This is a genomic window from Streptomyces sp. NPDC050625 (genome assembly GCF_040654755.1).
Taxonomy (GTDB): Bacteria; Actinomycetota; Actinomycetes; order Streptomycetales; family Streptomycetaceae; genus Streptomyces.
The window spans coordinates 94,311-117,273 of the sequence record NZ_JBFAIQ010000025.1 but is presented as its reverse complement, the minus strand read 5'-3'; the positions used below and the strand labels follow the sequence as shown (position 1 = coordinate 117,273).

23 protein-coding genes are annotated in these 22,963 nt (G+C 72.8%); 13 read left to right on the top strand and 10 right to left on the bottom strand.

Features of this window, described 5'->3' with window-relative positions; genetic code table 11:
- Nucleotides 1–29: 29 nt before the first annotated feature.
- Nucleotides 30–1,427: a DUF6421 family protein gene (locus AB0I54_RS37055; RefSeq protein WP_363300677.1), complete on the bottom strand. Its 1,398-nt coding sequence runs from the start codon at nucleotides 1,425–1,427 to the stop codon at nucleotides 30–32.
- Nucleotides 1,428–1,864: 437 nt separating this feature from the next.
- On the opposite strand from AB0I54_RS37055, the gene AB0I54_RS37050 reads away from it, so the two are divergent.
- Nucleotides 1,865–2,548 carry a glycerophosphodiester phosphodiesterase family protein gene (locus tag AB0I54_RS37050; protein WP_363300676.1) on the top strand — a complete coding sequence of 228 codons (684 nt, stop codon included), beginning with the start codon at nucleotides 1,865–1,867 and terminating at the stop codon, nucleotides 2,546–2,548.
- A gap of 3 nt (nucleotides 2,549–2,551) precedes the next feature.
- On the opposite strand, the gene AB0I54_RS37045 is transcribed toward AB0I54_RS37050, so the two are convergent.
- Nucleotides 2,552–3,091, bottom strand: coding sequence for a GNAT family N-acetyltransferase (locus AB0I54_RS37045; RefSeq protein WP_363300675.1), 540 nt, complete (start codon nucleotides 3,089–3,091; stop codon nucleotides 2,552–2,554).
- Nucleotides 3,092–3,162: 71 nt separating this feature from the next.
- Here AB0I54_RS37045 and AB0I54_RS37040 point away from each other — a divergent pair, with 71 nt between their 5' ends.
- Nucleotides 3,163–3,555 (top strand): VOC family protein, encoded by a 393-nt coding sequence (locus AB0I54_RS37040; protein ID WP_363300674.1) that lies wholly within the window; start codon nucleotides 3,163–3,165, stop codon nucleotides 3,553–3,555.
- Here AB0I54_RS37040 and AB0I54_RS37035 read toward each other — a convergent pair.
- Nucleotides 3,552–4,454 (bottom strand): N-acetyltransferase, encoded by a 903-nt coding sequence (locus tag AB0I54_RS37035; protein ID WP_363300673.1) that lies wholly within the window; start codon nucleotides 4,452–4,454, stop codon nucleotides 3,552–3,554. The two genes, AB0I54_RS37040 and AB0I54_RS37035, sit on opposite strands and share 4 nt — an antisense overlap.
- A 165-nt stretch (nucleotides 4,455–4,619) precedes the next feature.
- On the opposite strand from AB0I54_RS37035, the gene AB0I54_RS37030 reads away from it, so the two are divergent.
- Nucleotides 4,620–5,384: a VOC family protein gene (locus AB0I54_RS37030; RefSeq protein WP_363300672.1), complete on the top strand. Its 765-nt coding sequence runs from the start codon at nucleotides 4,620–4,622 to the stop codon at nucleotides 5,382–5,384.
- 85 nt (nucleotides 5,385–5,469) lie between these two features.
- Here the strand turns inward: AB0I54_RS37030 and AB0I54_RS37025 are convergent, their stop codons facing one another.
- Together AB0I54_RS37025 and AB0I54_RS37020 are read right to left on the bottom strand one after the other, a co-directional pair.
- Nucleotides 5,470–6,018 carry a MarR family transcriptional regulator gene (locus AB0I54_RS37025; protein WP_363300671.1) on the bottom strand — a complete coding sequence of 183 codons (549 nt, stop codon included), beginning with the start codon at nucleotides 6,016–6,018 and terminating at the stop codon, nucleotides 5,470–5,472.
- Nucleotides 6,015–7,700 carry an FUSC family protein gene (locus AB0I54_RS37020; RefSeq protein WP_363300670.1) on the bottom strand — a complete coding sequence of 562 codons (1,686 nt, stop codon included), beginning with the start codon at nucleotides 7,698–7,700 and terminating at the stop codon, nucleotides 6,015–6,017. Before AB0I54_RS37020 ends, AB0I54_RS37025 begins: the two co-directional genes overlap by 4 nt.
- 182 nt (nucleotides 7,701–7,882) lie before the next feature.
- Between AB0I54_RS37020 and AB0I54_RS37015 the strand changes: the two genes are divergently transcribed.
- From AB0I54_RS37015 to AB0I54_RS36995, 5 genes are all read left to right on the top strand, one after another.
- Nucleotides 7,883–8,434 (top strand): DUF5134 domain-containing protein, encoded by a 552-nt coding sequence (locus AB0I54_RS37015; protein ID WP_363300669.1) that lies wholly within the window; start codon nucleotides 7,883–7,885, stop codon nucleotides 8,432–8,434.
- A 97-nt stretch (nucleotides 8,435–8,531) separates the two neighbouring features.
- The gene (locus AB0I54_RS37010) at nucleotides 8,532–9,467 is read left to right on the top strand and encodes a M56 family metallopeptidase (protein WP_363300668.1); all 936 of its coding nucleotides are present in this window, start codon (nucleotides 8,532–8,534) and stop codon (nucleotides 9,465–9,467) included.
- Between the two features lie 56 nt (nucleotides 9,468–9,523).
- Nucleotides 9,524–10,246 carry a phosphatase PAP2 family protein gene (locus tag AB0I54_RS37005; RefSeq protein WP_363300667.1) on the top strand — a complete coding sequence of 241 codons (723 nt, stop codon included), beginning with the start codon at nucleotides 9,524–9,526 and terminating at the stop codon, nucleotides 10,244–10,246.
- Nucleotides 10,247–10,256: 10 nt separating this feature from the next.
- Complete coding sequence (locus AB0I54_RS37000; protein WP_363300666.1) at nucleotides 10,257–10,970, top strand: HAD-IA family hydrolase; 714 nt, start codon at nucleotides 10,257–10,259, stop codon at nucleotides 10,968–10,970.
- Between the two features lie 139 nt (nucleotides 10,971–11,109).
- Nucleotides 11,110–11,772 carry a helix-turn-helix domain-containing protein gene (locus AB0I54_RS36995; protein ID WP_363300665.1) on the top strand — a complete coding sequence of 221 codons (663 nt, stop codon included), beginning with the start codon at nucleotides 11,110–11,112 and terminating at the stop codon, nucleotides 11,770–11,772.
- A 13-nt stretch (nucleotides 11,773–11,785) separates the two neighbouring features.
- Here AB0I54_RS36995 and AB0I54_RS36990 read toward each other — a convergent pair whose 3' ends face one another.
- On the bottom strand, nucleotides 11,786–12,307 hold the full coding sequence (locus AB0I54_RS36990; RefSeq protein WP_363300664.1) for a DUF6214 family protein: 522 nt from the start codon (nucleotides 12,305–12,307) through the stop codon (nucleotides 11,786–11,788).
- Between the two features lie 199 nt (nucleotides 12,308–12,506).
- On the opposite strand from AB0I54_RS36990, the gene AB0I54_RS36985 reads away from it, so the two are divergent.
- Entirely contained in the window at nucleotides 12,507–13,853 is a 1,347-nt protein-coding gene (locus AB0I54_RS36985; protein ID WP_363300663.1) for an FAD-dependent oxidoreductase, read from the top strand.
- A 49-nt stretch (nucleotides 13,854–13,902) separates the two neighbouring features.
- Here AB0I54_RS36985 and AB0I54_RS36980 read toward each other — a convergent pair whose 3' ends face one another.
- Entirely contained in the window at nucleotides 13,903–14,262 is a 360-nt protein-coding gene (locus AB0I54_RS36980) for a helix-turn-helix transcriptional regulator (RefSeq protein ID WP_363300662.1), read from the bottom strand.
- 127 nt (nucleotides 14,263–14,389) lie between these two features.
- Here AB0I54_RS36980 and AB0I54_RS36975 point away from each other — a divergent pair, with 127 nt between their 5' ends.
- Complete coding sequence (locus AB0I54_RS36975) at nucleotides 14,390–15,466, top strand: NADH:flavin oxidoreductase/NADH oxidase (RefSeq protein ID WP_363300661.1); 1,077 nt, start codon at nucleotides 14,390–14,392, stop codon at nucleotides 15,464–15,466.
- An 8-nt stretch (nucleotides 15,467–15,474) separates the two neighbouring features.
- On the opposite strand, the gene AB0I54_RS36970 is transcribed toward AB0I54_RS36975, so the two are convergent.
- Nucleotides 15,475–16,134 carry a hypothetical protein gene (locus AB0I54_RS36970; RefSeq protein ID WP_363300660.1) on the bottom strand — a complete coding sequence of 220 codons (660 nt, stop codon included), beginning with the start codon at nucleotides 16,132–16,134 and terminating at the stop codon, nucleotides 15,475–15,477.
- A gap of 171 nt (nucleotides 16,135–16,305) precedes the next feature.
- A complete protein-coding gene (locus AB0I54_RS36965; RefSeq protein ID WP_363300659.1) occupies nucleotides 16,306–17,046 on the bottom strand; it encodes a PaaX family transcriptional regulator C-terminal domain-containing protein in 741 nt (246 codons plus the stop codon).
- Nucleotides 17,047–17,117: 71 nt separating this feature from the next.
- Here AB0I54_RS36965 and AB0I54_RS36960 point away from each other — a divergent pair, with 71 nt between their 5' ends.
- Nucleotides 17,118–18,779: a DNA alkylation response protein gene (locus tag AB0I54_RS36960; protein ID WP_363300658.1), complete on the top strand. Its 1,662-nt coding sequence runs from the start codon at nucleotides 17,118–17,120 to the stop codon at nucleotides 18,777–18,779.
- Nucleotides 18,780–18,913: 134 nt separating this feature from the next.
- Nucleotides 18,914–20,902 carry a HEAT repeat domain-containing protein gene (locus tag AB0I54_RS36955; protein WP_363300657.1) on the top strand — a complete coding sequence of 663 codons (1,989 nt, stop codon included), beginning with the start codon at nucleotides 18,914–18,916 and terminating at the stop codon, nucleotides 20,900–20,902.
- Between the two features lie 70 nt (nucleotides 20,903–20,972).
- Here the strand turns inward: AB0I54_RS36955 and AB0I54_RS36950 are convergent, their stop codons facing one another.
- Nucleotides 20,973–21,566, bottom strand: coding sequence for a hypothetical protein (locus AB0I54_RS36950; protein ID WP_363300656.1), 594 nt, complete (start codon nucleotides 21,564–21,566; stop codon nucleotides 20,973–20,975).
- 274 nt (nucleotides 21,567–21,840) lie between these two features.
- On the opposite strand from AB0I54_RS36950, the gene AB0I54_RS36945 reads away from it, so the two are divergent.
- Complete coding sequence (locus AB0I54_RS36945) at nucleotides 21,841–22,926, top strand: exo-alpha-sialidase (RefSeq protein ID WP_363300655.1); 1,086 nt, start codon at nucleotides 21,841–21,843, stop codon at nucleotides 22,924–22,926.
- The last annotated feature ends 37 nt before the right edge of the window (nucleotides 22,927–22,963 follow it).

The window sequence follows — 22,963 nt, the reverse complement described above, 5'->3', positions numbered from 1 at the left end:
CTCCGTAGCAGTGTTCTGGGCGCGGTCGCTCACGCGGCGACCCGCTTGGCGCTGTCCGCCGTGATGCCCTTGGTCGAGGCGATCACATTCTTCAGCTTCTTGGACAGTGCCTCAAAGAACATGCTCAGCGGAAACTCGTCGGGAAGCACGTCATCGACGAGCTTGCGCGGCGGCAGGGTCAGGTCCAGGGCGTCGGGACCCTTGGCCCACTTGGAGCCCGGGTGCGGGGCGAGGTAGGTGGAGACCAGCTCGTAGCCGGCGAACCAGTGCACCAGCTTCGGGCGGTCGATGCCGTCCCGGTACAGCTTCTCGATCTCGGCGCACAGCTGGTTGGTGACCTGCGGGGCGCGCTGCCAGTCGATGGTGAGCTTGTTGTTCGTCCAGCGGACGACGTCGTGCTTGTGCAGGTAGGCGAAGAGCAGCTGACCGCCGAGGCCGTCGTAGTTGCGGTTGCGGTCGCCGGTGAGCGGGAAGCGGAACATCCGGTCGAAGAGGACCGCGTACTGCACGTCACGGGCCTGCGGGACGCCGTCCGCGTCGAGCTGCACGGCCTCCTTGAAGGCGGTGAGGTCGCAGCGCAGCTCCTCCAGGCCGTACATCCAGAACGGCTGGCGCTGCTTGATCATGAACGGGTCGAACGGCAGGTCGCCATGGCTGTGGGTGCGGTCGTGGACCATGTCCCACAGCACGAAGGCCTCTTCGCAGCGCTTCTGGTCGTGGACCATGGCGGCGATGTCCTCGGGCAGCTCCAGGCCCAGGATGTCCACGGCGGCGTCGGTGACCCGGCGGAAGCGGGCGGCCTCGCGGTCGCAGAAGATGCCACCCCAGGTGAAACGTTCCGGCGCCTCACGGACGGCTATGGTCTCGGGGAACAGGACGGCGGAGTTGGTGTCGTAGCCCGCCGTGAAGTCCTCGAACGTGATGCCGCAGAACAGCGGGTTGTCGTAGCGGGTGCGCTCCAGCTCGGCCAGCCACTCGGGCCAGACCATGCGCAGGACGACCGCCTCCAGATTGCGGTCCAGGTTGCCGTTCTGCGTGTACATGGGGAAGACGACCAGGTGCTGGAGGCCGTCCGCGCGGCCCGCGGCGGGGTGGAAGGCCAGCAGCGAGTCGAGGAAGTCCGGCACCTCGAAGCCGCCGTCGGCCCAGCGACGGAGGTCCTTGACGAGGGCCTGGTGGTAGTCGGCGTCGTGCGGGAGGAGCGGGGACAGCTCCTCGACGGCCTCCACGACACGGCACACGGCCTGCTCGGCGTCCGCACGCTCCGGGGCGCCCTCGGCGTCGAAGTCGATCGATCCATCCTTGGACTGCCATGGCCGGATCTGCTCCACGGCATCCTTGAGCACAGGCCACGACGGGTGCTCAACGACCCTGGTCGCGGGAGGAACCTGCTCCTCCGAGCCCACCTGCACAAGAATTTCCGTCATGACCCATCCTCCACGCGAGAACCGAACGGAGGACACCGTAATCGGACGAGGTTTCTCTCAGCAAGAGCAGCTGCGGGAAATTATTCTGCGGACCCGCATGGTCACCGCTCTTTTTCCTGCCGTAAACCGTGACGACGCTCACTTTCGACTTCAACGAGCGACGGCTCACGGACCTGCGGCCGACGACGGGGCACCGATCGGATCCGGCCAGTCAATGCACGGGAGACTCGCCCACGCCCGGGTGAGCGCCGGCGCGGGCACGGCCCGGCCGCCGGGCCGGTGCGCCCCACCTGTCACGCCAATCCCCGCGTGTACGCGCGGGTTCATCGGCAGACCCGGCCATTAGGCTGCGACTCTGCCGTGTGGACAGCGACGTCCGCGATGCCCGTCCCGTCCGCACGTGCGCCGAGCCGCCGTCGACGGAAGCGAGTCGAACCTTGAACTTCCTTACCATCGGTCACCGCGGAGTCATGGGTGTCGAGCCCGAGAACACCCTCCGTTCCTTCGTCGCCGCCCAGCAGGCCGGCCTCGACCTGATCGAACTCGATCTGCACCTGAGCAAGGACGGCGCCCTGGTCGTCATGCACGACGCCGAGGTGGACCGCACGACCGACGGCACCGGCCCGATCGCCGAGAAGACCCTCGCCGAGCTGCGCGCCCTGGACGCGGGCCGCGGCGAGCGCGTCCCGGTCTTCGAGGAGGTCCTGGACGCCGTGAAGGCGCCGCTGCAGGCCGAGATCAAGGACGTGGCGGCGGCCCGGGCGCTGGCCGAGGTGATGCACAAGCGGGACCTGGTCTCCCGGGTGGAGGTGTCCTCGTTCCACGACGAGGCGATCGCCGAGATCGCCCGCCTGGTGCCGGGCGTGCGCACCGCGCTCATCGCCGGCCGCTACGGGCCCGACGTGGTGGATCGCGCCATCGAGGTCGGCGCCACGACCGTCTGCCTGAACATCCGGCGGCTGACCCTGGAGGTCGTGGAGCACGCCCGCAAGGCGGACCTCAGGATCATCGGCTGGGTGGTGAACACGCAGGACCATCTGCGGCTGGTACGGGCCCTGCAGCTGGACGGCGCGACGACCGACTACCCGGAGATCAAGCGCACCGGCCGTTTCACGGCGTAACCGTCATGCGAGTTCCTTGACCAGGAGCTCGAACTGCAGGTCGTCGCGCTGCGGAATGCCGAAGCGCTCGTCGCCGTACGGGAACGGGGTCATCCGGCCCGTGCGGCGGTAGCCGCGGCGCTCGTACCAGGCGATCAGGTCGTTGCGTACGGAGATCACCGTCATGTGCATCTCGGTGGCGGCCCAGCTCTCGCGGGCCAGCCGCTCCGCCTCCGCGATGACCAGCTTGCCCAGGCCCGCGCCCTGCAGCGTGGGGCTGACCGCGAACATGCCGAAGTAGGTGTGGTCACCGCGGTGCTGGAGCTGACAGCAGGCGACGATGCGGCCGTCCCGCTCGACCGTCAGCAGCCTGCTGTCGGGCGACTTGATGACCTGGAGCACGCCCTCGGGGTCGGTCCGCTGCCCCTCCAGGATGTCCGCCTCCGTGGTCCACCCGACCCGGCTGGTGTCTCCCCGGTACGCCGATTCGATCAGCGCGACCAGCGCGTCCACGTCGGCGTCGGTGGCGTCGCGGAAGGTGGGCACGGTGGCGGCGGTGTCCATGGGGCGGGTCTCCGAATCTGTGGCGCGGCACGGCAGTGACGAGACTAGCGCTGCCGCTAGGCTCCCGGTGCATGGTGCACGTACTCAGCAGCCGGACACTCCTGCGCCCGACCGACCCCGAGCGGTCCCGGGCCTTCTACGGCGGGCAGCTGGGCCTCGCCGTCTACCGCGAGTTCGGCACGGGCCCCGATCGCGGCACCGTCTATTTCCTCGGCGGCGGCTTCCTGGAGCTGTCCGGACGCTCACAGACTCCGCCGCCCCCGGCCGTGCGCCTGTGGCTCCAGGTTCCGGACGTGCCGGCGGCGCACGCGGAACTGCTGGCCAAGGACGTGGAGATCGTCCGCCCACCGGTGCGCGAGCCGTGGGGCCTGATCGAAATGTGGATCGCGGATCCCGACGGCACCCCGATCGTCCTGGTGGAGGTCCCGGGCGACCATCCGCTGCGGTACCGCCCGGGCATCTAGGCGTGGGTCCAGGCGCGGTCCGTTCTCGTCAGTTCGTGGAAACCCGCCTTGAGCAGGGTGTCGATCCCGGCCCGGTCATCGGCGCTTTCGTAGGCGAGGAGACGGTCCACGCCGCACAGCCGGAGCCAGTCGGCGGCCTGTGCGAGGAGGCGGTGCTCCCAGTCCTCCCCGTGGCGGCCGGGGCCGATGTGGAGGTTGCCGATGTCGGCCAGGCCCGCGGCGCGGGCGTGGCGTTCGGGGCGGGCCGGCGTGGTGTCGACCTCGATGAAGCCCACGGGTGATCCCGCCGCGTACAGGGTGAAGCGCGTGCCGCACTCCCCCAACGTGCGCTCGACCGTGACGCCCGGGCGCGGTTCGGGCCGGGGCAGGCCGGTGAGCCGGGCGAGCAGGATCACCTCCGTCGTGCCGGTGTGCCGGAATCCGGCGCGTTCGTAGACGGCCCGGACGTGCGGCCAGTTCCGGGGCAGGCCGTAGGCGGCGGGCGCGGGCAGGTCGCCGGAGGCGTGCCGGGTGCGGACGTTCCAGCGGGCGAGCCGGGCCAGGCAGGCGTTCATGAGCAGATCGGCGGCCGCCTCGGTGTCCGGCCGGCAGGAGGCCGCCGGATGCCACAGGAACCAGCCGATCTCGCCCGTGTCCCGGTAGTCCGGGCCCACCGCGGCGTCGGCGCGGTAGCGCAGCAGATGCGCCGCGGCGACGACGTGCCGGCGCTGCTCGGCGACCAGCGTGATGCGCTCGCTCACCCACGGGTCGGTGAGGAACTCGTCCGGCCGCCGCTCCAGGCTGCTGAGCACGGTGTTCACGGAGACGGAGACTCCGGGGACGACGGCGGCCACATGGGCGTTCACCAGGTCCGTGAGCTGGTCGCGGTCGTCGCGGTGGAAGGGGCGTACCTCGGGCATGCGTGACCTCCGGTCGGGAACCGTCGTGGGAGGCCGCCATGCGATGCGGTACGGGACGAGTGTACGGGCGTGCCGGGGCGCCGCGCGAGGGGTTTCCCGATGGCCGGTGTGGGACGGCGGGACTAGCGTGCTGAGAGGGGACGGTTCCTCGCCCGGAGGAGTGCCATGAAGTTCGACAAGCCGGTGACCGGCGGACCCTGCTGGACGGAACTGGGGACGAACGACCTGGAGGGCGCCAAGCGGTTCTACACGGACCTGTTCGGCTGGCTTCCGGAGACGGATCCGCGCCAGGAGGCGGGGGGTTACACGGTCGCGCACATGGGCGACGCGGCGGTCGCCGCGCTCACCCCGCTGTACCAGGAGTCCCAACCGGTCGCGTGGAACGTGTCGTTCGCGGTGGCGGACGCGGACGCGGCGGCGCGGAAGGTCGAGGAGGCGGGCGGGACCGTGGTCCTCGGCCCGATGGACGTCTTCGACGTCGGGCGCTTCGCCGTGGCCCTGGACCCGACGGGCGCGGCCTTCCAGCTGTGGCAGGCGCGCGCGTTCCCGGGGGCCGGGCTGTTCAACGCGCCCGGATCGCTGGGCTGGGTCGAGCTCGCGACCCGCGAGCTCGACCGGGCGCGGGACTTCTACACCACGGTCTTCGGATGGACCGTGAACTCCTCTGAGTGGTACACGCAGTGGGGCATCGGCGGCGAGGACTTCGGCGGGATGACGGACATGGGCGACCGTTTCCCGCCCGAGGTGCCGCCGCACTGGATGCCGTACTTCGCGGTCACGGACGTGGACGCGACGGTGCAGGTGGCGGTCGCGGCGGGCGGTTCGGTCCTGGCGGAGCCGATGTCGATGGGGAGCGTCCGGCGCATCGGGGTGCTGCGGGATCCGCAGGGTGCGGCCTTCGGGGTGTACGCGGAGGGCGACCGGGCCTGACCCGTCGGACCGGCGGTGTCACCGTCACCCGGTCGTTGACCGGTGCGTGCGCCGAGCGCTGCCCGTGGGGGTCGCGCCCGGTGCCTCAGACGGGCAGCACGCCGATCCGGCCTTCGAGCCGGCTCAGCAACTCGGCGAGCAGGCCTGCCAGTTGTCCCTGGCCCTCGGGGGCGAGCGCCGACAGTACGGCTGCCTCGTAGGCCAGTTGCTCGGGGAGGATGCCGTCGACGAGGTCGCGGCCGTTGTCGGTGAGGCGGACGTGGGCGACGCGCCGGTCGCGGGTGTCGCCGCGGCGTTCGACGAGGCCGCGCTCGGTCAGGTGCTTGAGGCGCTTGGTGACGGCGGCCCCCGAGGAGAAGGTCTCCCGGGCCAGCTCGCTCGGGGTCAGTTCGTGGCCGGTGCGGCGCAGCGCGCCGAGCAGGTCGAACTCGGGTCGGCTGAGGCCGGCGCGGCGCAGCGGGGCGTCCTCGGCCTGTTGCAGGAGGGCGGCGCAGCGGTTGATGCGGCCGATGATCTCCATGGGCCCGGTGTCCAGCTCGGGGTGGACGGCCTGCCACTGCCGGACGACCACGGCGACGGTGTCACCCCTCGCCGCGTCGTTGCCGGCCGCCGGTCGTCCGTTCGTCGCCGTCATGGCCGTACGTCCTCCGTTGTCGTCGTCGACTGCGCAGTCTTCGTGGCCTTCGTACCGGCCCGGGACTGCAGCTCCGTGCGTCGTACCGTCGCGGCGAGCGTACGGTGTCCGGCTTGCTCGACGAGCACGACCCGCTCCTGGGGGAGCGCACGTTGCCACCACTCGCCGGACGCGGCGTCGGCCGTGGCGCGCAGTTCGGCCAGCGCGGCCACGAGTGCGCGGCGGGCCGGCTCCAGGGTCCGGGGCGCCGGACGCGGCTCGGCCAGGAGGCGTGCCGCGTGCTCACGGGCCCGTTCGACGGCGGTCAACGCGTGCTCGACGCGGTCGCCGGCCCGCCGGTTGGTGACGGCCACGGCCGCGGCGAACCCGACCAGCGCGCCGACGAGGGTGTCCGCGATCCGTTCGGTGATCAGCCGGCCCGAGTCCTGCGTCCGGGCGAATTCGGTGATCAGCAGGGCCATCGGGGTGACGCAGACGCTGCCGAGCCAGTAGTTGCGGCCGATCAGGGCCTCGGCGCCGAAGTTGAGGGCCAGACAGCACAGCACGAGGGCCGCCGGGTGGAGATGGGCGAGCGGGACGACCGCGGCGAAGACGAGGACCCCGACGAGGTTGCCGACGACCCGCTGGACGCCCCGGCCCCAGGTGAGGGTGACATTGGCCTGGTAGAGGGACGCCGCGGTGACCAGGGCCCAGTAGGGGCGGCCCACACCGAGGGCGAGGGAGGCGTATCCGGCGAGGGCGCAGCCCAGGGCGGTGCGGGCGGCGACAGGGGTGAGGGGGCCGAGCCCGCGCCACAGCGGAGGACGTGGGGCGGCGAGTTCGGCGTCCACACCGAGGAGTTCGTCGGCGGCCTCCTCGGGGTGGTCGGCGCGCGGGATGCGTCCGGTGCCGCGCAGGTCGCGGGCCCAGGCGCGAAGCCGGTCGGGGTCCGCGTCCGCCGGCGCGGCGAGGGCGACCTCGGCGCGGACGACGAGCCGTTCGAGGGCGCGACGGGCGCGGTCCGGGCGGGCGGCCGTGGCGAGCAGTGACTGCCAGGCGGCCTGCACGGCCGCGGCCGCGGTTGCTCGGGTCCGGGCGTGGCCGTCGGCGGTGCCGCGCGTGGCGGCGTACGCGGCGGCGGCCCTCAGCGCGTGGGCGGTGGCGCGGCGCTCGGGGCCGTGCGGGCGGACCAGCCCCGGCGCCATGCCGACCAGCCACGCCCAGCCGCCCGCCGCGAGCGCGAGCCCCACATGGCCGGGCACCTGCCCGAGGGTCTGCGGGGCGAAGAGCGAGGCGGAGCTGACGAAGGTCAGCACCACGTTCCCCGGTGGGCCGACGCGGCCGGCGTCGCACAGCGCCTTCTGCACGGCGGCCATGAGCGCGCCGACGGTGACCAGGGCGACGGCGTCGGTGGTGAGCGACGCGGCGACCAGGGCCACCGCGAGCCCGCCGACCATGCCGAGCACCACCAGGGCCAGGGCGCGGGCCCGTGCGGCGTACGGGCGGTTGTGGCCGTAGAGCGCGCACAGGGATCCGGCCATCGTGTACATCGCGAGGTCGAGTCTGCCGAGCGCCAGCAGGGTGAGATTGGGCGGGGCGACCGCGGCGACCACGCTGAGCGCGGGCTTGAACCAGATGTCCGAGGGCCGGCCGAGGCGCAGCACCCCGGCGAGGGGGAGACGGAGGGGGGTCGCACTGCTCATACCAACAATTTAGCATGTATTTTATCAGTGAAGCATCTGCCACCGTTCCGCCCGCACCCCTTCGTCATCTGCTGTGCTCCGCCGAGTGCTCCCCGTGTACCTCTTTGCGCTTGCGTGCGCGCCGCATGTCGCGGGCATCGCAACCATCGACGGATCGTGAAGCGCAAAGCGGGGAGGTGCGCGTGCACGGACCGGCTTCGCCCGGCTGGCTGCTGGTCGCGCTGTGTGCGGCGACCGGCGCCTACTGTCTGCTGCGGATGCGCAGCAGCGTCGAGGAGCAGCGGCGCGCCGCGGGCGGCGAGGCGCTGATGGGATTCGGCATGGCCGCCATGGCCGTGCCGGCGGCGGTGTTCACCCCTCCGTCGTGGACGTGGCCGCTGTACGCGGTGGTGTTCGGCGCGGCCGCGCTGCGCGCCCTGTGGGCCGCGCGTGGCCACCCGCACCATCTGCACCACTTGGTGGGCACCGCGGCGATGGTCTACATGGCGATCGTGATGGCCGGCTCCCCGGAACCTCATCACCATGCGCACGGCGGCACCGGTGTGCCCGTGGTCACGGGGCTGCTGCTCGTCTACTTCACCGGCTATGTGCTGCTGTCCGGCGTCCGGCTGATCCCCGCCGCCGCGGCGGGATCCACCGGGGCCGTCGCCGGATGGGGGGACCGGCCGGAGCTGGCCCGGGCGTGCCGGTTGTCGATGGGGATCGGGATGCTGGCGATGCTGCTCACGCTGTGACGGGCGCCGTGCGGCACGCCGTACGAAAGCGTTGTCTGCGTCACTTGCCACGACGGACCGTACCCGCGGGCGGCCCGACGCTCCTAGGCTGTTGTTCATGATGGTCCCCGTGGCACTGCTGCTGCTCGGCGCCCTGACCGCCGTTGTCGCTCCCCGGCTGCTCGCCCGGGCCGACTGGCCGGACCGGGAACCGGTGGTCGCGCTGTGGGTGTGGCAGTGCGTCGTGGCGGCCGTACTGCTGTGCTGCGCGCTGTCGATGACCCTCAGCGCGGCGGCGGCCTGGCAGGCGGTGCGTGGGCATGTGTTCGCGCCGGCGCCGAGCGCCGTCGTGGACGCGTACGGCCTCGGCTCGACCGGCCCCTGGGCGGCGGCGACCGCGGTGGCGCTCGCCTGCGGCGGGCTGTGGAGCGGGGCGATGCTGGTCCGCGAGGTCGTACGGGCCGGGGCGCGGCGGCGCCACCGGCGGGCCGAACTCCTGGTGCGCGCCCCGATGTTGCCGGGCGAGGAGCCGGTGGGCGGACGGCTCGTCGTGCTGGAGGGAGAGCGGCCGGGCGCCTGGTGGCTGCCCGGCGCCGCACCTCAACTCGTCATCACCACGGCCGCGTTGCGCCGCCTGAAGGGGCGGCAGCTGGACGCCGTACTCGCCCATGAGCAGGGCCACGCACGGGCCCGGCACCACTGGCTGCTGTACTGCTCGGCCGCGCTGGCGGGCGGATTCCCGCAGGTCCCGGTGTTCGCCGCGTTCCGCGAGGAGATGCACCGGCTGGTCGAGCTGGCCGCCGACGACATGGCGTCGCGCCGCTTCGGCCGGCTGACCATCGCGCTGGCGCTGGTCGAACTCAACGAGGACCGTGGCGTGTTCGGCCCCGGCGCCACCTCGCAGACCCATGTCCCGGAGCGGGTGCACCGGCTGCTCACTCCCCCGGACCGGCTGACCGCGCTGCGCCGCCTGAAGCTGACGGCGGCAGCGGCGCTCGTGCCGGTGATCCCGGTGCTGGTGACACTCGTCCCGGGGCTGCGCGCACTCGGCTGAGCCGCCGGCGAGCACCGGGCTGGCCTCCGGCCCCACGCGTCGGGGAAGATCACGGCATGCACCGCCCGGCCGTCCTCGCCATCGCCGCCCTGACCGTGCTCTGTGCGGCGCTGCTGACCCTGGTCGCGGTCGAGTGGCGCCCCCTGATGACCTTGGACGGGCACATAGCCCACACCACCCACCGCTGGGCGCTCGACGAACACGGCCTCACGCATTTCTTCCGCATCCTCACGGACTGGGTCTGGGACCCGCTGACCATGCGCCTGGTGGCCGCGGCGGCCGCGCTGTGGCTCGTGTGGCGCCGCTCGGCGTGGCGGGCGGCGCTGTGGCTGGAGGTCGTCTGCGCGCTGGGCACGCTGGCCCAGCAGGCGCTGAAGGCGGCCGTCGGCCGCCCGCGCCCGGTCTGGCCGGACCCCGTCGACTCCGCCCACTACGCGGCCTTCCCCTCCGGTCACGCGATGACCGCCACGGTGGTGTGCGGCCTGCTGCTGTGGCTGCTGCGCCGCTTCGGCGCCGGGCGCGTCCTGTGGCATACGGCGCTCACGGTGGCGGTGGTCTCCGTCGTCGGGGTCGGCCTGACCCGGGTGTGGCTGGGGGTGCACTGGTTCTCGGACGTGGTGGGCGGGTGGCTGCTGGGGGCGCTGGTGGTGGCCGTGGCGGTGATGGTGTACGAGGGGCAGCCGGGTGGCCGGCCATCGAGTCCCGGGGCGCTCCGTGACCCGTTCCGCCGCACCGACACGCGCCGGACCCCGGCCATGCCCTGGACGGACCGCCGGTAGGGTCCAGCACATGGCTGCCGTCCTCTTCGACTTCTCCGGGACCCTCTTCCGTATCGAGTCCACCGAGTCATGGCTGCGCGCCGTACTGGCCGAGACGGTCTTCAGTCTTTCCGAGCCGGAACTGATCGAGACGGCACGGGCGTTGGAGACGGCGGGTGCGCTGCCGGGCGGGGCGTTGCCGGTCGAGCTGCCCGAGGAACTCGCCGCGGTGTGGGCGGTGCGCGACGAGAGCGCCGAGTCGCACCGGGCCGCGTACACGGGTCTGTCCCGCCGGGTCCGGCTCCCCGACCCCACGCTGCACGACGCACTGTACGAGCGGCACATGTCCCCGGCCGCCTGGTCCCCGTACCCCGACGCCGCCGAGGTGCTGCAAACACTCCGCGAGCGCGGGATCGGGGTCGGCATCGTCAGCAACATCGGCTGGGACCTGCGCCCGGTGTTCCGCGAGCACGGCCTCGACCCCTACGTGGACGCGTACGTCCTGTCGTACGAACACGGTGTCCAGAAGCCGGATCCACGGCTGTTCTCCGCCGCCTGCTCGGCGCTCGGCGCCGATCCACGGGACGTACTGATGGTCGGCGACAGCCGCCCCGCGGACGGTGGCGCGAGCGCGCTGGGCTGCCGGGTTCACTTCGTGGACCATGTGCCGTGCGCCGAGCGACCGGACGCGCTGCTGCCGGTGCTGGACCTGATGGACCGGCCCGCCCCCGGTTCACCGTCGTAGGGAGGAAAACGCCGCCCGCCTGAGACGATCCCCCGCGTCGCCCCAGACGGACGGCAGCCCTGAACGGACCCGCGCAGAAGCCGGGCCCTACCGCGTTGAGTATAGTTGGCTGGCAGCCAGTCAACGCAGGAGTTACAGCATGTCCCCGCGCAGCGCCTCGGTCAATGAAGAGTTGCGCCGACGTTCCCGGGAGCGGCTCCTGCAGGCCGCGGTCGAGCTGGTCGGCGAGCACGGCTTCGAGGCCACGACCCTGGGTGACATCGCGGACCGGGCGGGTTCGGCACGCGGACTGGTGTCGTACTACTTCCCCGGCAAACGCCAGCTGGTGCAGTCCGCGGTGCACCGGCTGATGCACCGGACGCTGCAGGAGGCCCTGGAGCGCGAGCCGCGCACCGAGGACGGCCGGGAGCTGCTGGCCAGGGCCATCGACGCGATCCTGGGGCTGGCCCGCGACCGGCCCGTGCTGATGCGGCAGCACATGGCCGGGCTCCTGCAGGCCCAGGGGTTCGTGCAGTGCCCGGAGCAGCAGCGCCTGTCGGAGCTGCTCAGAGACACCGTCGCCCGGTACGGCTCCCAGGACGTCGCGACCGACTACCCGATGCTGCGCGCGCTGCTCATGGGCGCCGTGTACGCGGCGCTGATCCCCGGAGTGCCGATGGAGATCCCCGTCCTGCGGGCGGAGCTGTTCAAGCGCTACCGGCTCGACTGGGAGCTGGGCATGCCGCCGGGGACGGAGCCGCCCGGCAGCACGTACGAGAAGGACCTGTCGCGCTTCTTCGCGACGAACGACCGGCCGGAGTGAGAGGACCGGGCCGTCAGCGCCGTGCGTGACCGGGCGTCAGCAGGCCCGCGTCCCGCGCCCGGGCGATGAGCCGGAGCGACCCGCGGCGACTGCGCCCGGTCGCGCACATCACCGCGAGGACGGGGTCGAGCCCCTCGTCCCGGGCGGCGCGGTACTTCTCCGCGACGAGCCGGCGCCCCTCGACACCCCGCGGCCATGTGGGGCGGGCACGGCTCGGGCCGAGCGGCCTGGCGTGGCAGATGCCGTACGCCGTCCCCGTCCCGGCAACCGTCTCCCCGGCGGCGTTCCTCTCCGCCCCGGCCCTCGTCTTCACGCCGCACGCCTCGAACAGCGGTGTCTCGATCCAGTCGGCGAGGACCGTCAGGTCGGCCAGGGAGAGGGCGGGCTGGGCCCTGACGTCCTCGATGGAGACGCTTGCCCCGCTCACCACGGCCAGTGCGTCGACCCGGGCGCCGTCGGCGAAGGCCAGCAGGACATGGAACCAGGACGTGCGCTCCCCGCGCTCCCGCACCGCCCACGCGGGCTGGACGGTCACCGCGCCGTCCGCCGCACAGCGGGCGGAAAGATTAAGAAAGGATGCGTCTAGCACACACGGAACGTAACCGCATGATCACAATCCATACGAATGGACACGCGTCCACATCACCCGCCTGCACCCTGTCAGCGGAGCCCTCGCGGTGCAATGCTGGAGCCATCAGCGATCTCCTCCGGCCTTCCGGGGAAGGGGTTCCGCCGTGCTGCGTGTCGCCGTTGTCGGCTCCGGGCCGAGCGGGTGCTACACCGCCCAGAGCCTGATCCAGCAGGACTCCGAGGTGCGGGTCGACGTCCTGGACCGCCTGCCGTGCCCGTACGGTCTGGTGCGCTACGGCGTGGCACCGGACCACGAGAAGATCAAGTCGCTGCAGGGAAACCTGCGGACGGTCCTGGAGCACGACCGGGTGAGGTTCCTCGGTGGCGTGCAGATCGGCGGCACCCGCGGGCTGCCGGTGGACCGGCTGCGGGAGCTGTACCACGCGGTGGTGTACTGCGTGGGCGCCGCGACCGACCGGCACCTGGGCATTCCCGGCGAGGATCTGCCGGGCAGCTGGTCGGCGACCGAGTTCGTGTCCTGGTACAGCGCGCATCCCGACTCCCGGCCCGAGGACTTCGTCCACGAGGTCAGGTCGGCCGTGGTCATCGGCGTGGGCAATGTCGCGGTCGACGTGACGCGGATGCTGGCCCGCGGGGCGGCGGAGCTGAACCCCACCGACATGCCGCAGGCGGCGCTGACCACATTGGCCGCGAGCCGGGTGACCGACGTGCACATGGTGGGCCGGCGCGGCCCCTCGCAGGCCCGCTTCACCACCAAGGAGCTGCGCGAGCTGGGCGGCCTGCCCGACACCGAAGTCGCCGTCGACCGGGTCGAGTTGGCGCTGGACCCGGCCTACGCCGACCCGTCGGGACTGCCCGCGCCGCAGCGCCGCAACGTGGAGGTGCTGCGCGGCTGGGCGGACCGGCCGCCCGGGGACGCGGCACGCCACATCGGGCTGCGCTTCTTCCTGCGCCCCGTCGAACTCCTCGCCGAGGAAGGGCGGGTGGGCGCGGTGCGCTTCGAGCGGACCGCGCCGGACGGGCACGGCGGGGTGACCGGCACGGGTCACTTCGAGGACATCGAGGCGCAGTTGGTGCTGCGCTCGGTGGGATATCGCGGAGTGCCCCTGGCAGGGCTGCCGTTCGACCCGCGCACCGGCACCGTGCCGAACGAGGAAGGCCGCGTCGTGCGCGACGGCCTCGCCTCCCCGGGCGAGTATGTGTCCGGGTGGATCAAGCGCGGTCCGACCGGCGTCATCGGCACCAACCGCCCCTGCGCCAAGGAGACCGCGACGTCCCTGCTGGCGGACGCCCCCGTGCTCGAACGCCGGGACGTGCCGGCGGACCCCGTCACGGCACTGAAGGCTGCGGGGATCGAGCCGGTGGCGTGGGCGGGCTGGCAGGCCATCGAGCGGGCCGAGGCGGAACTCGGGGCGTCGCTGGGCCGCAGCGTGGTCAAGCTGGCCGACTGGGACTCGCTGCTGACGGCGGCACGGACGACGGCCGGGTAGCCAGGCCGGTTCGCCCTGTACGCGGCCCGGTCGCGGAGACCGTGCCGGCTCAGCCGCCGCCCCCGAGGCGGACCGCCTGACTGTCGGCGGCGGCGAGGAGGCTGTCGAGAAACCCCGGGAAGAGCCGCTCCAGGTCCCCCCTGCGCAGGCCGTTCATCTTGGCCGTGCCCCGGTAGACCTGCCGGATCACTCCGCTCTCACGCAGCACCCGGAAGTGGTGCGTGGTCGTGGACTTGGTGACCGGCAGGTCGAAGTGCGAACACGAGAGCTCACCGCCGTCGGTGGCGAGATCGCGCACGATCTGCAGCCGCAGCGGATCGGAGAGCGCGTGCAGCACGGCCTCCAGACGGATCTCGTCGCAGCTCGGATGCGGAAGCGCGCGACTGGTCGCGTCGGTGCTACTGGTCACGGCGGCGGCTCCACTTCGGCTGATCGGCACCTTCATTGTACGAGAACCATCGTAGTTTGACATCAACCGTACTACGATGCCTATCGTACGAGCCTGCCACTGGCCCCCGCGACGAATGGAGTCCGCCGTGAGCGCACTCTTCGAGCCCTGCACCCTGCGCGAAGTGACCATCCCGAACCGGGTCTGGATGCCCCCGATGTGCCAGTACTCGGCCGCCCCCGAGGGCCCGCTGACCGGTGCCCCGCACGACTGGCACTTCGCCCACTACGCGGCCCGCGCGACCGGTGGCGCCGGTCTGATCGTCGTCGAGGCCACGGCCGTCTCTCCCGAGGGCCGGATCTCGCCGTACGACCTGGGCCTCTGGAACGACACCCAGGCCGAGGCGTTCCGCCGGATCACGGGCTTCCTGGCCGCGCAGGGCACCGTGCCCGCGGTCCAGCTCGCGCACGCCGGCCGCAGGGCCTCCACGGACCGGCCCTGGAAGGGCGGCGCCCCGCTCGGCCCGGAGGCACACGGCTGGCAGCCGCTGGCGCCGAGCCCCGTCGCGTTCGACGACAGGCACCCGGTGCCGGACGAGTTGACGGTGGACCAGATCAGGGCGATCGTCGAGCAGTTCGCGGCCGCCGCCCGCCGCGCCCTCGACGCCGGTTTCGAGATCGTCGAGATCCACGGCGCCCACGGCTATCTGATCAGCGAATTCCTCTCCCCGCACTCCAACCACCGCACCGACGCATACGGCGGCTCGTACGAGAACCGCACCCGTTTCGCCCTGGAGGTCGTCGACGCCGTACGGGCGGTGTGGCCCGACGACAAGCCGCTGTTCTTCCGCATCTCCGCGACCGACTGGCTGGAGGAGAACGGCTGGTCCCCGGACGACACGGTCCGCTTCGCGGGCGAACTGCACACCCACGGCATCGACCTGCTCGACGTCTCCAGCGGTGGCGCCTCCGGCGTCCGCATCCCCGTCGCCCCCGGCTACCAAGTCCCCTTCGCCGCCCGGGTGAAGGCCGAGACCTCGATGCCGGTCGCCGCCGTGGGCCTGATCACGGATGCCGAGCAGGCGGCCAAGATCGTGGCCAACGGCGAGGCGGACGCGGTACTGCTGGGCCGCGAGCTGCTCCGCAACCCGTCCTGGCCGCGGCTGGCGGCACGTGAGCTCGGGGGCGAAGTGCGGGTGCCGGAGCAGTATCACCGGTCGGTGTGACATGCGCGCTATAGGCGGCTCAGCATGAGGGAGAGCGCATTCGTGGCGTCACTGCGGTTCTGCGCCGGGGTGCCGCCGCGGGTGACGTACGTCTGCACCAGGTAGCGCCCTTTGCGGCCGGTGAGATACGTGTAGTACGCGTCCGCCGGCCGGCCGTTCTCGTCGGCGACCAGGTGGCCCTCCTCCCCCACCACCTCGTCGAAGCCCTTCAGCCGCGGGACGTCGACCGCGTGGACGCCTTCCCATCTCGCCTTGCTCCCGGCTTCCTTCTCCATCGGGCACCGCTGTACGTCCGAGCGCAGCCGAGCCACGTCCGCCTGAGCGGAGCTCGCGTTCCGGTAGACCACGACCGTCGAGTTCGCATAGACCGTCCTGTCCTCCTTCCTGACGCTGCGCTGCAGCACGGCCAGTGCGTTCGCGATCGGCTGAGTCACGTAATTGCAGTCGGGATCGGTCACGCCCTCGGACTTCTCCTCGTTCTCGTAGGGATCGCTCCGGGTGAAACCGGATCCCCAGTCCGCGGGGGTCAGTGCCACGCGTCTCGTGAGCTCGCGAGCCGACGCGGCGGTGCTGGCGTCCTGTTTCGTGCCGCCTTCACCACCCCTGGACATCGCGAACACCACCGCGATGCCGACGACGGCGAGCACCGCGACGACGAGCGCGGGCACGCCACGCCACCAGGGTCGCCGAGCAGCAGAAGGGCGAGGAGGCGGGGGCGGCGGCGGTTCGGGCTCCGACGCTCCGTGCAGCGGACCGGGCGGCGGGCCGGACGGCGGTTGAGCGCTCACATGCGTCCTCTACCACCCGTGAGGCGAAGGCCGCGCCGCCGGACGGAGAGATCACCTGACTGACCGGGCCAGCTCCCGCTGATAGTCCGCATACGCGGTGCGCAGGGCCTCGCCCGGCCAGTCGGCGGGCAGGAGCCCGGGAGGCAGGACGGGGTCGGTGAGCAGATGGCGTACGACCGCGGCGAAGGCGGTCAGCAGATCGGCCGGACGGTGGGACCCGGCGACATGGGCGAGCAGCGCACGGGCGGTGTCGGCCCAGGCGTCGAGCGGCCACAGGCGGGCGGCCAGCTCGTGCGCGGAACCATCGGGGCGGGCGCCGTAGGACTGGGCCACCCGCTCCAGGTCGTCCGGCAGGGAGCGGACCAGGTTGGCGGGCCGTAGCCACACGCCCTCGCGGAGTTCGGCCAGGCGCAGGGCGGTCAACCGGGCGCGCAGCTCGGCGCGTTCGGCGGGGCCGCGGCCGGTCGCCGTGATCACCACCATCTCCCAGTCGCCCTCCCACGCGCGCGTGCGGGGGTGCAGCGCCTCGTCCTGGCGGCGCTGGCGGGCCAGCAGCCGGTCGCTGAGCCCGTAGACGGCGTCCGTGCGCCGCAGGTCACCGACGGCCACCATCCTGCTGAGCGCGGCCCTCAGGGTGGAGCCTCCGACACCGAAGGGCTCCACCAGCCGCACGAGGTCCTTCACCGGAAGCTCCGGCGGATGCGTGCCCAGCAGCAGGCTCAGCACGACCGATCGCGCGGACAGCGGCCGCAGGTCGGCCTCGCCGGGCTGCACTGACACGTTCATCCGCATGGGCACGTACTGTACGTGCGCCTTCTTGTTGCATCATTGCTACAACCGCAGGAAGAGTGCAACATGGCTGCATGGTCTCGACACCCGCACGGCCTCAGCCGCAGTACGCCACCCACGACGTCACCAACCAGGCCTCTCCCCTGGCGCCCTACGACGCCTCCGAGGACCCGGCCCTCCTCGAAGGGCTGCGCCGCGAGGGGGCCGGCTGGGCCGAGGAGGAGGTACGGCGCCTCGGCCTGAGCGCCGGCAGCGCCCAGGCGCAGGAGTGGGGTGAACAGGCCAACCGGCACGAGCCCGAGCTGCGCACGCACGACCGGTACGGCAACCGGATCGACGAGGTGGAGTTCCACCCCAGCTGGCACCACCTGATGCGGGTCGCGGTCGCCGAGGGTCTGGCCGGCGCGCCGTGGGCGGACGCCCGGCCGGGCGCCCACGTCGCCCGTACCGCGGGCGGGCTGGTGTGGGGTCACACCGAGGCCGGCCACGGCTGTCCGACGTCGATGACGTACGCGGCCGTCCCCGCGCTGCGCGCCCAGCCGGAGCTCGCCAAGGTCTACGAACCGCTGCTCACCAGCCGCGAGTACGAGCCGGGGCTGCGGGTGCCCACCGAGAAGCGGGGGCTGCTCGCGGGCATGGGCATGACGGAGAAGCAGGGCGGCTCCGACGTCCGTACGAACACCACGGTGGCCACGCCCACCGCCGAGCCCGGTGTGTACACCCTGCGCGGGCACAAGTGGTTCACGTCGGCGCCCATGTGCGATGTGTTCCTGCTGCTGGCCCAGGCTCCGCAGGGACTGTCCTGCTTCCTGGTGCCGCGCGTCCTGCCCGACGGCACCCGGAACACCTTCCGTATCCAGCGGCTGAAGGACAAGCTGGGCAACCGGTCCAACGCCTCCTCCGAGCCGGAGTTCGACGGGACCGTGGCCTGGCTGGTGGGTCCCGAGGGCCGGGGCGTGAAGACGATCATCGAGATGGTCAACTGCACCCGGCTGGACTGTGTGATGTCCTCGGCGACGCTGATGCGCAAGACGCTCGTCGAGGCGGGCCACCATGCGCGGCACCGCAGCGCGTTCGGCGCCCGGCTGATCGACCAGCCGCTGATGCGAAACGTCCTGGCCGATCTCGCGCTGGAGTCGGAGGCCGCCACCACGCTCACGCTGCGGCTCGCCGGGGCGGCCGACCGGGCGGTGCGCGGGGACGCCGGGGAACAGGCCTTCCGGCGGATCGCGACCGCCGTCGGCAAGTACTGGGTCACCAAGCGGGGCCCGGCCTTCACGGCGGAGGCCCTGGAGTGCCTGGGCGGCAACGGCTATGTCGAGGACTCGGGCATGCCCCGCCACTACCGCGAGGCACCCCTGCTGTCGATCTGGGAGGGGTCGGGGAACGTCAACGCGCTCGACGTGCTGCGGGCGCTCGGCCGCGAGCCCGCCACCGCGGAGGCCCTGTTCGCCGAACTCGCTCTGGCACAGGGGGCGGACGCACGGCTGGACGCGGCCGTGGCCCGGCTGAAGGACCGACTGGCCGAAACCGATCAGACCGGCGCCCGCCGGCTGGTGGAACTGATGGCCCTGGCCCTTCAGGCTTCCCTACTGGTGCGGCACGCTCCACCCGCAGTCGCCGACGCCTTCTGCGCGAGCCGGCTCGGCGGCGACTGGGGGCACTCCTTCGGCACGCTGTCCGGCGCGGCCGACCTCGACGCGATCCTGGAGCGGGCGCTGCCCGGCGGAAACTGATCCCTCCCGCCGGGCGCACGCTCCGTGGCCGGTGACAGCCGACGGATCGCACACAGTCGCCACCCGACTCCGCTTCGTTGTCAGTGCCGTGGTGCAGACTCGCGATCAGGTGGCAATCGCCGGGGGAGGACAACGTGTTCACGGGGATCGACGAGGTCGACTGGGCTTCGCTGCGGCACGCGTACGGCAGCGCGGAGGACGTGCCCGCGCTGCTGCGGGGACTCGCCTCCGCGGACCCGGCCGAGCGGGAGATCGCGCTCGACGGGATGTACGGCTCGGTGCACCACCAGGGGAACGTGTACGACTCGACGCTGGCCTGCGTGCCGTTCCTGTTCGGCCTCATGGCCCGCGCGGAGGTACCCGACCGGGGCGGCATAGTCGAGCTGCTGGTGAGCATCGGCGAGGAGTGCGCCGCGCCCGGCCACGCACCTGCGGACACCGTGGTGCGCGCGGGAGCGGAGGCCTTCGTCGCGCTGGCCGGGGACCCGGACGCGGGGGTGCGGCGGGCGGCGCCCGGGGCGCTCGTACGGTTCCTGGACGAACCGGCACGCGTGCTGGACGTGTTGCGGCAGCGGCTCACGGTCGAGCGGGACGGCCGGGTGCTGCTCGCCGTGACCGAGGGCCTCGGCCAGTTCGTACGGCGCCACCCCGGGCACGCCGCCGCGGCGGTGGACCTCCTGACCGCGCAGAGCGCTCCGCCGTACCACCCCGGCCTGCGGCTCGCCGCGCTCGGCCAGCTCGCGCTCGGCGCGCCGGACCGGCTCCCGGCCGATCTGGTCCCCACCGTGGTACGGCTCCTCAGGGACAGGTCCGAGCAGCGCCGCGGCGGGCCGGACCGGGCCGAGACGGACACGCTCGTCGGCCGGATACGGCGCCTGCGCCCGTCGGACGAGGAGGGCTCGCACCTGCTGCGGACGCTCCACACCGCCCTCGGCGGCCGGGTGACCGACCGGACCGCCCTGCTCAGCGGGCAGTTGACCAGCCCGGACCCGATCGACCGGTGCAACGCGGTGTGGATGTCGGCGGCGCTGTTCCGCGAGTGGCGCGCCGACCATTCCGAACCGGTCGCGCTGATCGGCGCGCAGCTGTGGGCGGAGCAGGACCAGTTGCGGGACGCCTCGGTGTCCGTTCTGTCGGAGCTGTTCGAGCTGGCCGCGCCCGCCGCCGACGACCTCGCCGCGCTGCTGACCGAGCGGCCCGGACTGCGGGTCAACCGGTGGGAGCGCGGGGCTCCGACGCTGGGCGGCCCGCTCAAGGCCCTCGCCAGAAGCGGTGATCCGCGGGCGGTGCCGCTGCTGGCCGAGGTGCTCGCGGGGCCGGTCGTACCCGACGACCTCGGACATGTGATCGTCCATCTCGGCGGGTCCGCGGCTCCGCTGGCGCCCGCGCTGCGCCGCGGGCTCGGCCGGGTGGCCCTCGACTCCCCCGACGTCACCGACCGTGCCGTACCGCTGCTCTCGGCGCTCCGGGCCCTGGGCCACTCCGAGGCCGTCGGGGAGGTGCTGCGGCTGCTGCGGGGCACGCCGGGCGGCCCCGGTCCCCGGGAGGCCGTGGCGGCGCACGCGGTCCGCACGCTGGGGTCGTTCGGGCCGGCCGCGCGCGTGGCGGTGCCGGACCTGCGGGGGTTGCTGAACACCGGGTGCGCGGCCGTGGCGGCGGGGGCGCTGTGGTCGGTGGAGGGGGACGCTTCCGCCGTACTCCCCGTTCTCTTACGGGAGTTGACGCACGAACAGTCCGGCCGCCGACGCGCCGCCGCCGCGGAGCTGGCCCGCCTCGGTCCCGAGGCCCGCCCCGCGCTGCCCGCGCTGCGCCGCATGACCGGGTCGGACCGGCTCCGGGAGCGGATGTCCGCCGCGTACGCCCTCTGGCACAACGCCGGTGACCCCGAGCCCGTGCTCCCCGTCCTGCGTTCCGCCTGGACGGAGAACCCCCGCACACGCGGCACGACGGCCGCGCTCCTCACCGAGATGGGCCCCGCGGGTGCGCCCCTGTGGGACCTGGTGACCACGGAACTCGCCAGCCCCCGCCGCCACACGGCCCGAGCGGGCGGCTACGGCAACCACGACATCCTGAAGGACGAGAGGTTGCTCAGGAGGTGCCACGAGGTGGTGGGGGACAGGTAGGGGGCGCCGGGACGGGACGCGCACGGCGGTGCCGGGCGGGCGGCACACCGCACAGTCCGGCTGACCGGGATCAGCCCGTCATCCGGCCCCACTGGGGGCCCAGGCGGGCCCACTCCGTGTCCCATCGGTCCATGCGGCGGCGTTCCAGCCGGCCGCGCAGGGCGCGGCCGGCCACGAAGGGGACGACCGCCGCGCTCACGCCGCCCAGGGTGCCTATCAGGCCGGCGCGGAGGTGGGCCTGGGAGGCGGTGGCGGGTCTGGTGACGAGGTGGCCCTGCGGGTCCGTCCAGACGGTGACCGGTGTGCCGGCCCCGCTGCCGGCCGCGACCCGTGCCTGGCCGGTGTGCAGGGAGCCGTCGGCCACGGTCCAGCGCACCTTCGCCCACACCCGCTCGCCGCCCCCGGCGCCGCTGTCGGACGCGGCGGATCCCGGCGCCTTTCCGATGACCCGCGCCACGACGGGCCGCCACTCCAGGCGTTCCCGGGCCAGCCCGTGCTCGACGGTGCGGGCCGTCACCAGACCGGCGAGCACCCCGGCCAGGACGGTGAGCCCCCAGGCGCCGAGCAGCACCCAGGCCTCCACCATGTCGGCACGACGCCTGAGCGGGTTGCGCCGCCAGCGCCACAGCCACACCTTCGGACCACGGAACGCCTTCAACGGCATCCTCCTCGACGAGCGCACGGACAGGCCGGACCGCCCTCCCATACGGGAGAGGTCCTCTCGTTGCTCAGGGCGAGCCCCCGTCCCGACGGTCGCACGAGAGTCGCCGCTCGCGCAGGCTTCTGCCGCAAGGTGCGCTCCGGAATTCCGCGACAGGCCGACACCAGCCCTCCGACCTGCGACGACGTGGTTCCCATGGGTCGTTGTCAGTGCCGGGGTGCACACTGGCCGATGTCTGAAAACTGTCTGCGACAAAGACGTCCCGGAGGTGGTCGGCATGACCGAGGTACTGCTCGCCGTGGGCACCCGGAAGGGTCTGTTCATCGGGCGGCGGCGAGGAGGGTCCTGGGAGTTCGACGAGAGTCCCTACTTCAACGCCCAGGCCGTGTATTCGGTGGCCCTCGACACCCGCGGCAGCACCCCGCGGCTGCTGGCCGGGGGCGACAGCGCGCACTGGGGTCCGTCCGTCTTCCACTCCGACGACCTGGGCCGCACCTGGACCGAGCCGTCCCGGCCGGCCGTCAAGTTCCCCCAGGACACCGGCGCCTCGCTGGAGCGGGTCTGGCAGCTGCACCCGGCCGCCGCCGAGCCGGACGTGGTCTACGCCGGCACGGAACCGGCCGCCCTGTACCGCTCGGAGGACCGGGGGGAGAGCTTCGAGCTGGTGCGTCCCCTGTGGGAGCACCCGACCCGCTCCCAGTGGGTGCCGGGCGGCGGCGGTGAGGGCCTGCACACGGTGCTCACCGACGCGCGCGACCCGAATGCCGTGACCGTGGCCGTCTCCACGGCCGGGGTGTTCCGCACCACGGACGGCGGGGCGAGCTGGGTGCCGTCCAACTCCGGTGTCTCCGCGGTGTTCCTGCCGGATCCGAACCCGGAGTTCGGCCAGTGCGTGCACAAGGTCGCCAGGGACGCGGGCAACCCGGACCGGCTGTATCTGCAGAACCACTGGGGTGTGTACCGCAGCGACGACGCGGGCGCGCACTGGACCGACATCGGCGAGGGCCTGCCGTCGACGTTCGGTTTCGCGGTGGCCGCCCATCCGCACCGCGCCGACACGGCGTACGTCTTCCCGATCAACGCCGATGCCGACCGGGTGCCCGCCGACCACCGCTGCCGGGTCTTCCGCACGGCGGACGCGGGCAAGAGCTGGGAGCCGCTGTCAGCCGGGCTGCCGACGGAGGACCACTACGGCACGGTGCTCCGGGACGCCCTGTGGACGGACGACACGGACCCGGCGGGCGTGTATTTCGGCAACCGCAACGGCGAGGTGTACGCCTCGGCGGACGACGGCGACAGCTGGCAGCAGCTGGCCTCTCATCTGCCGGACGTGCTGTGCGTGCGGGCCGCGGCCGTCGGATGAGGTCAACTCCCGCAAGGAAAGGAGGTTCCGGTCATCC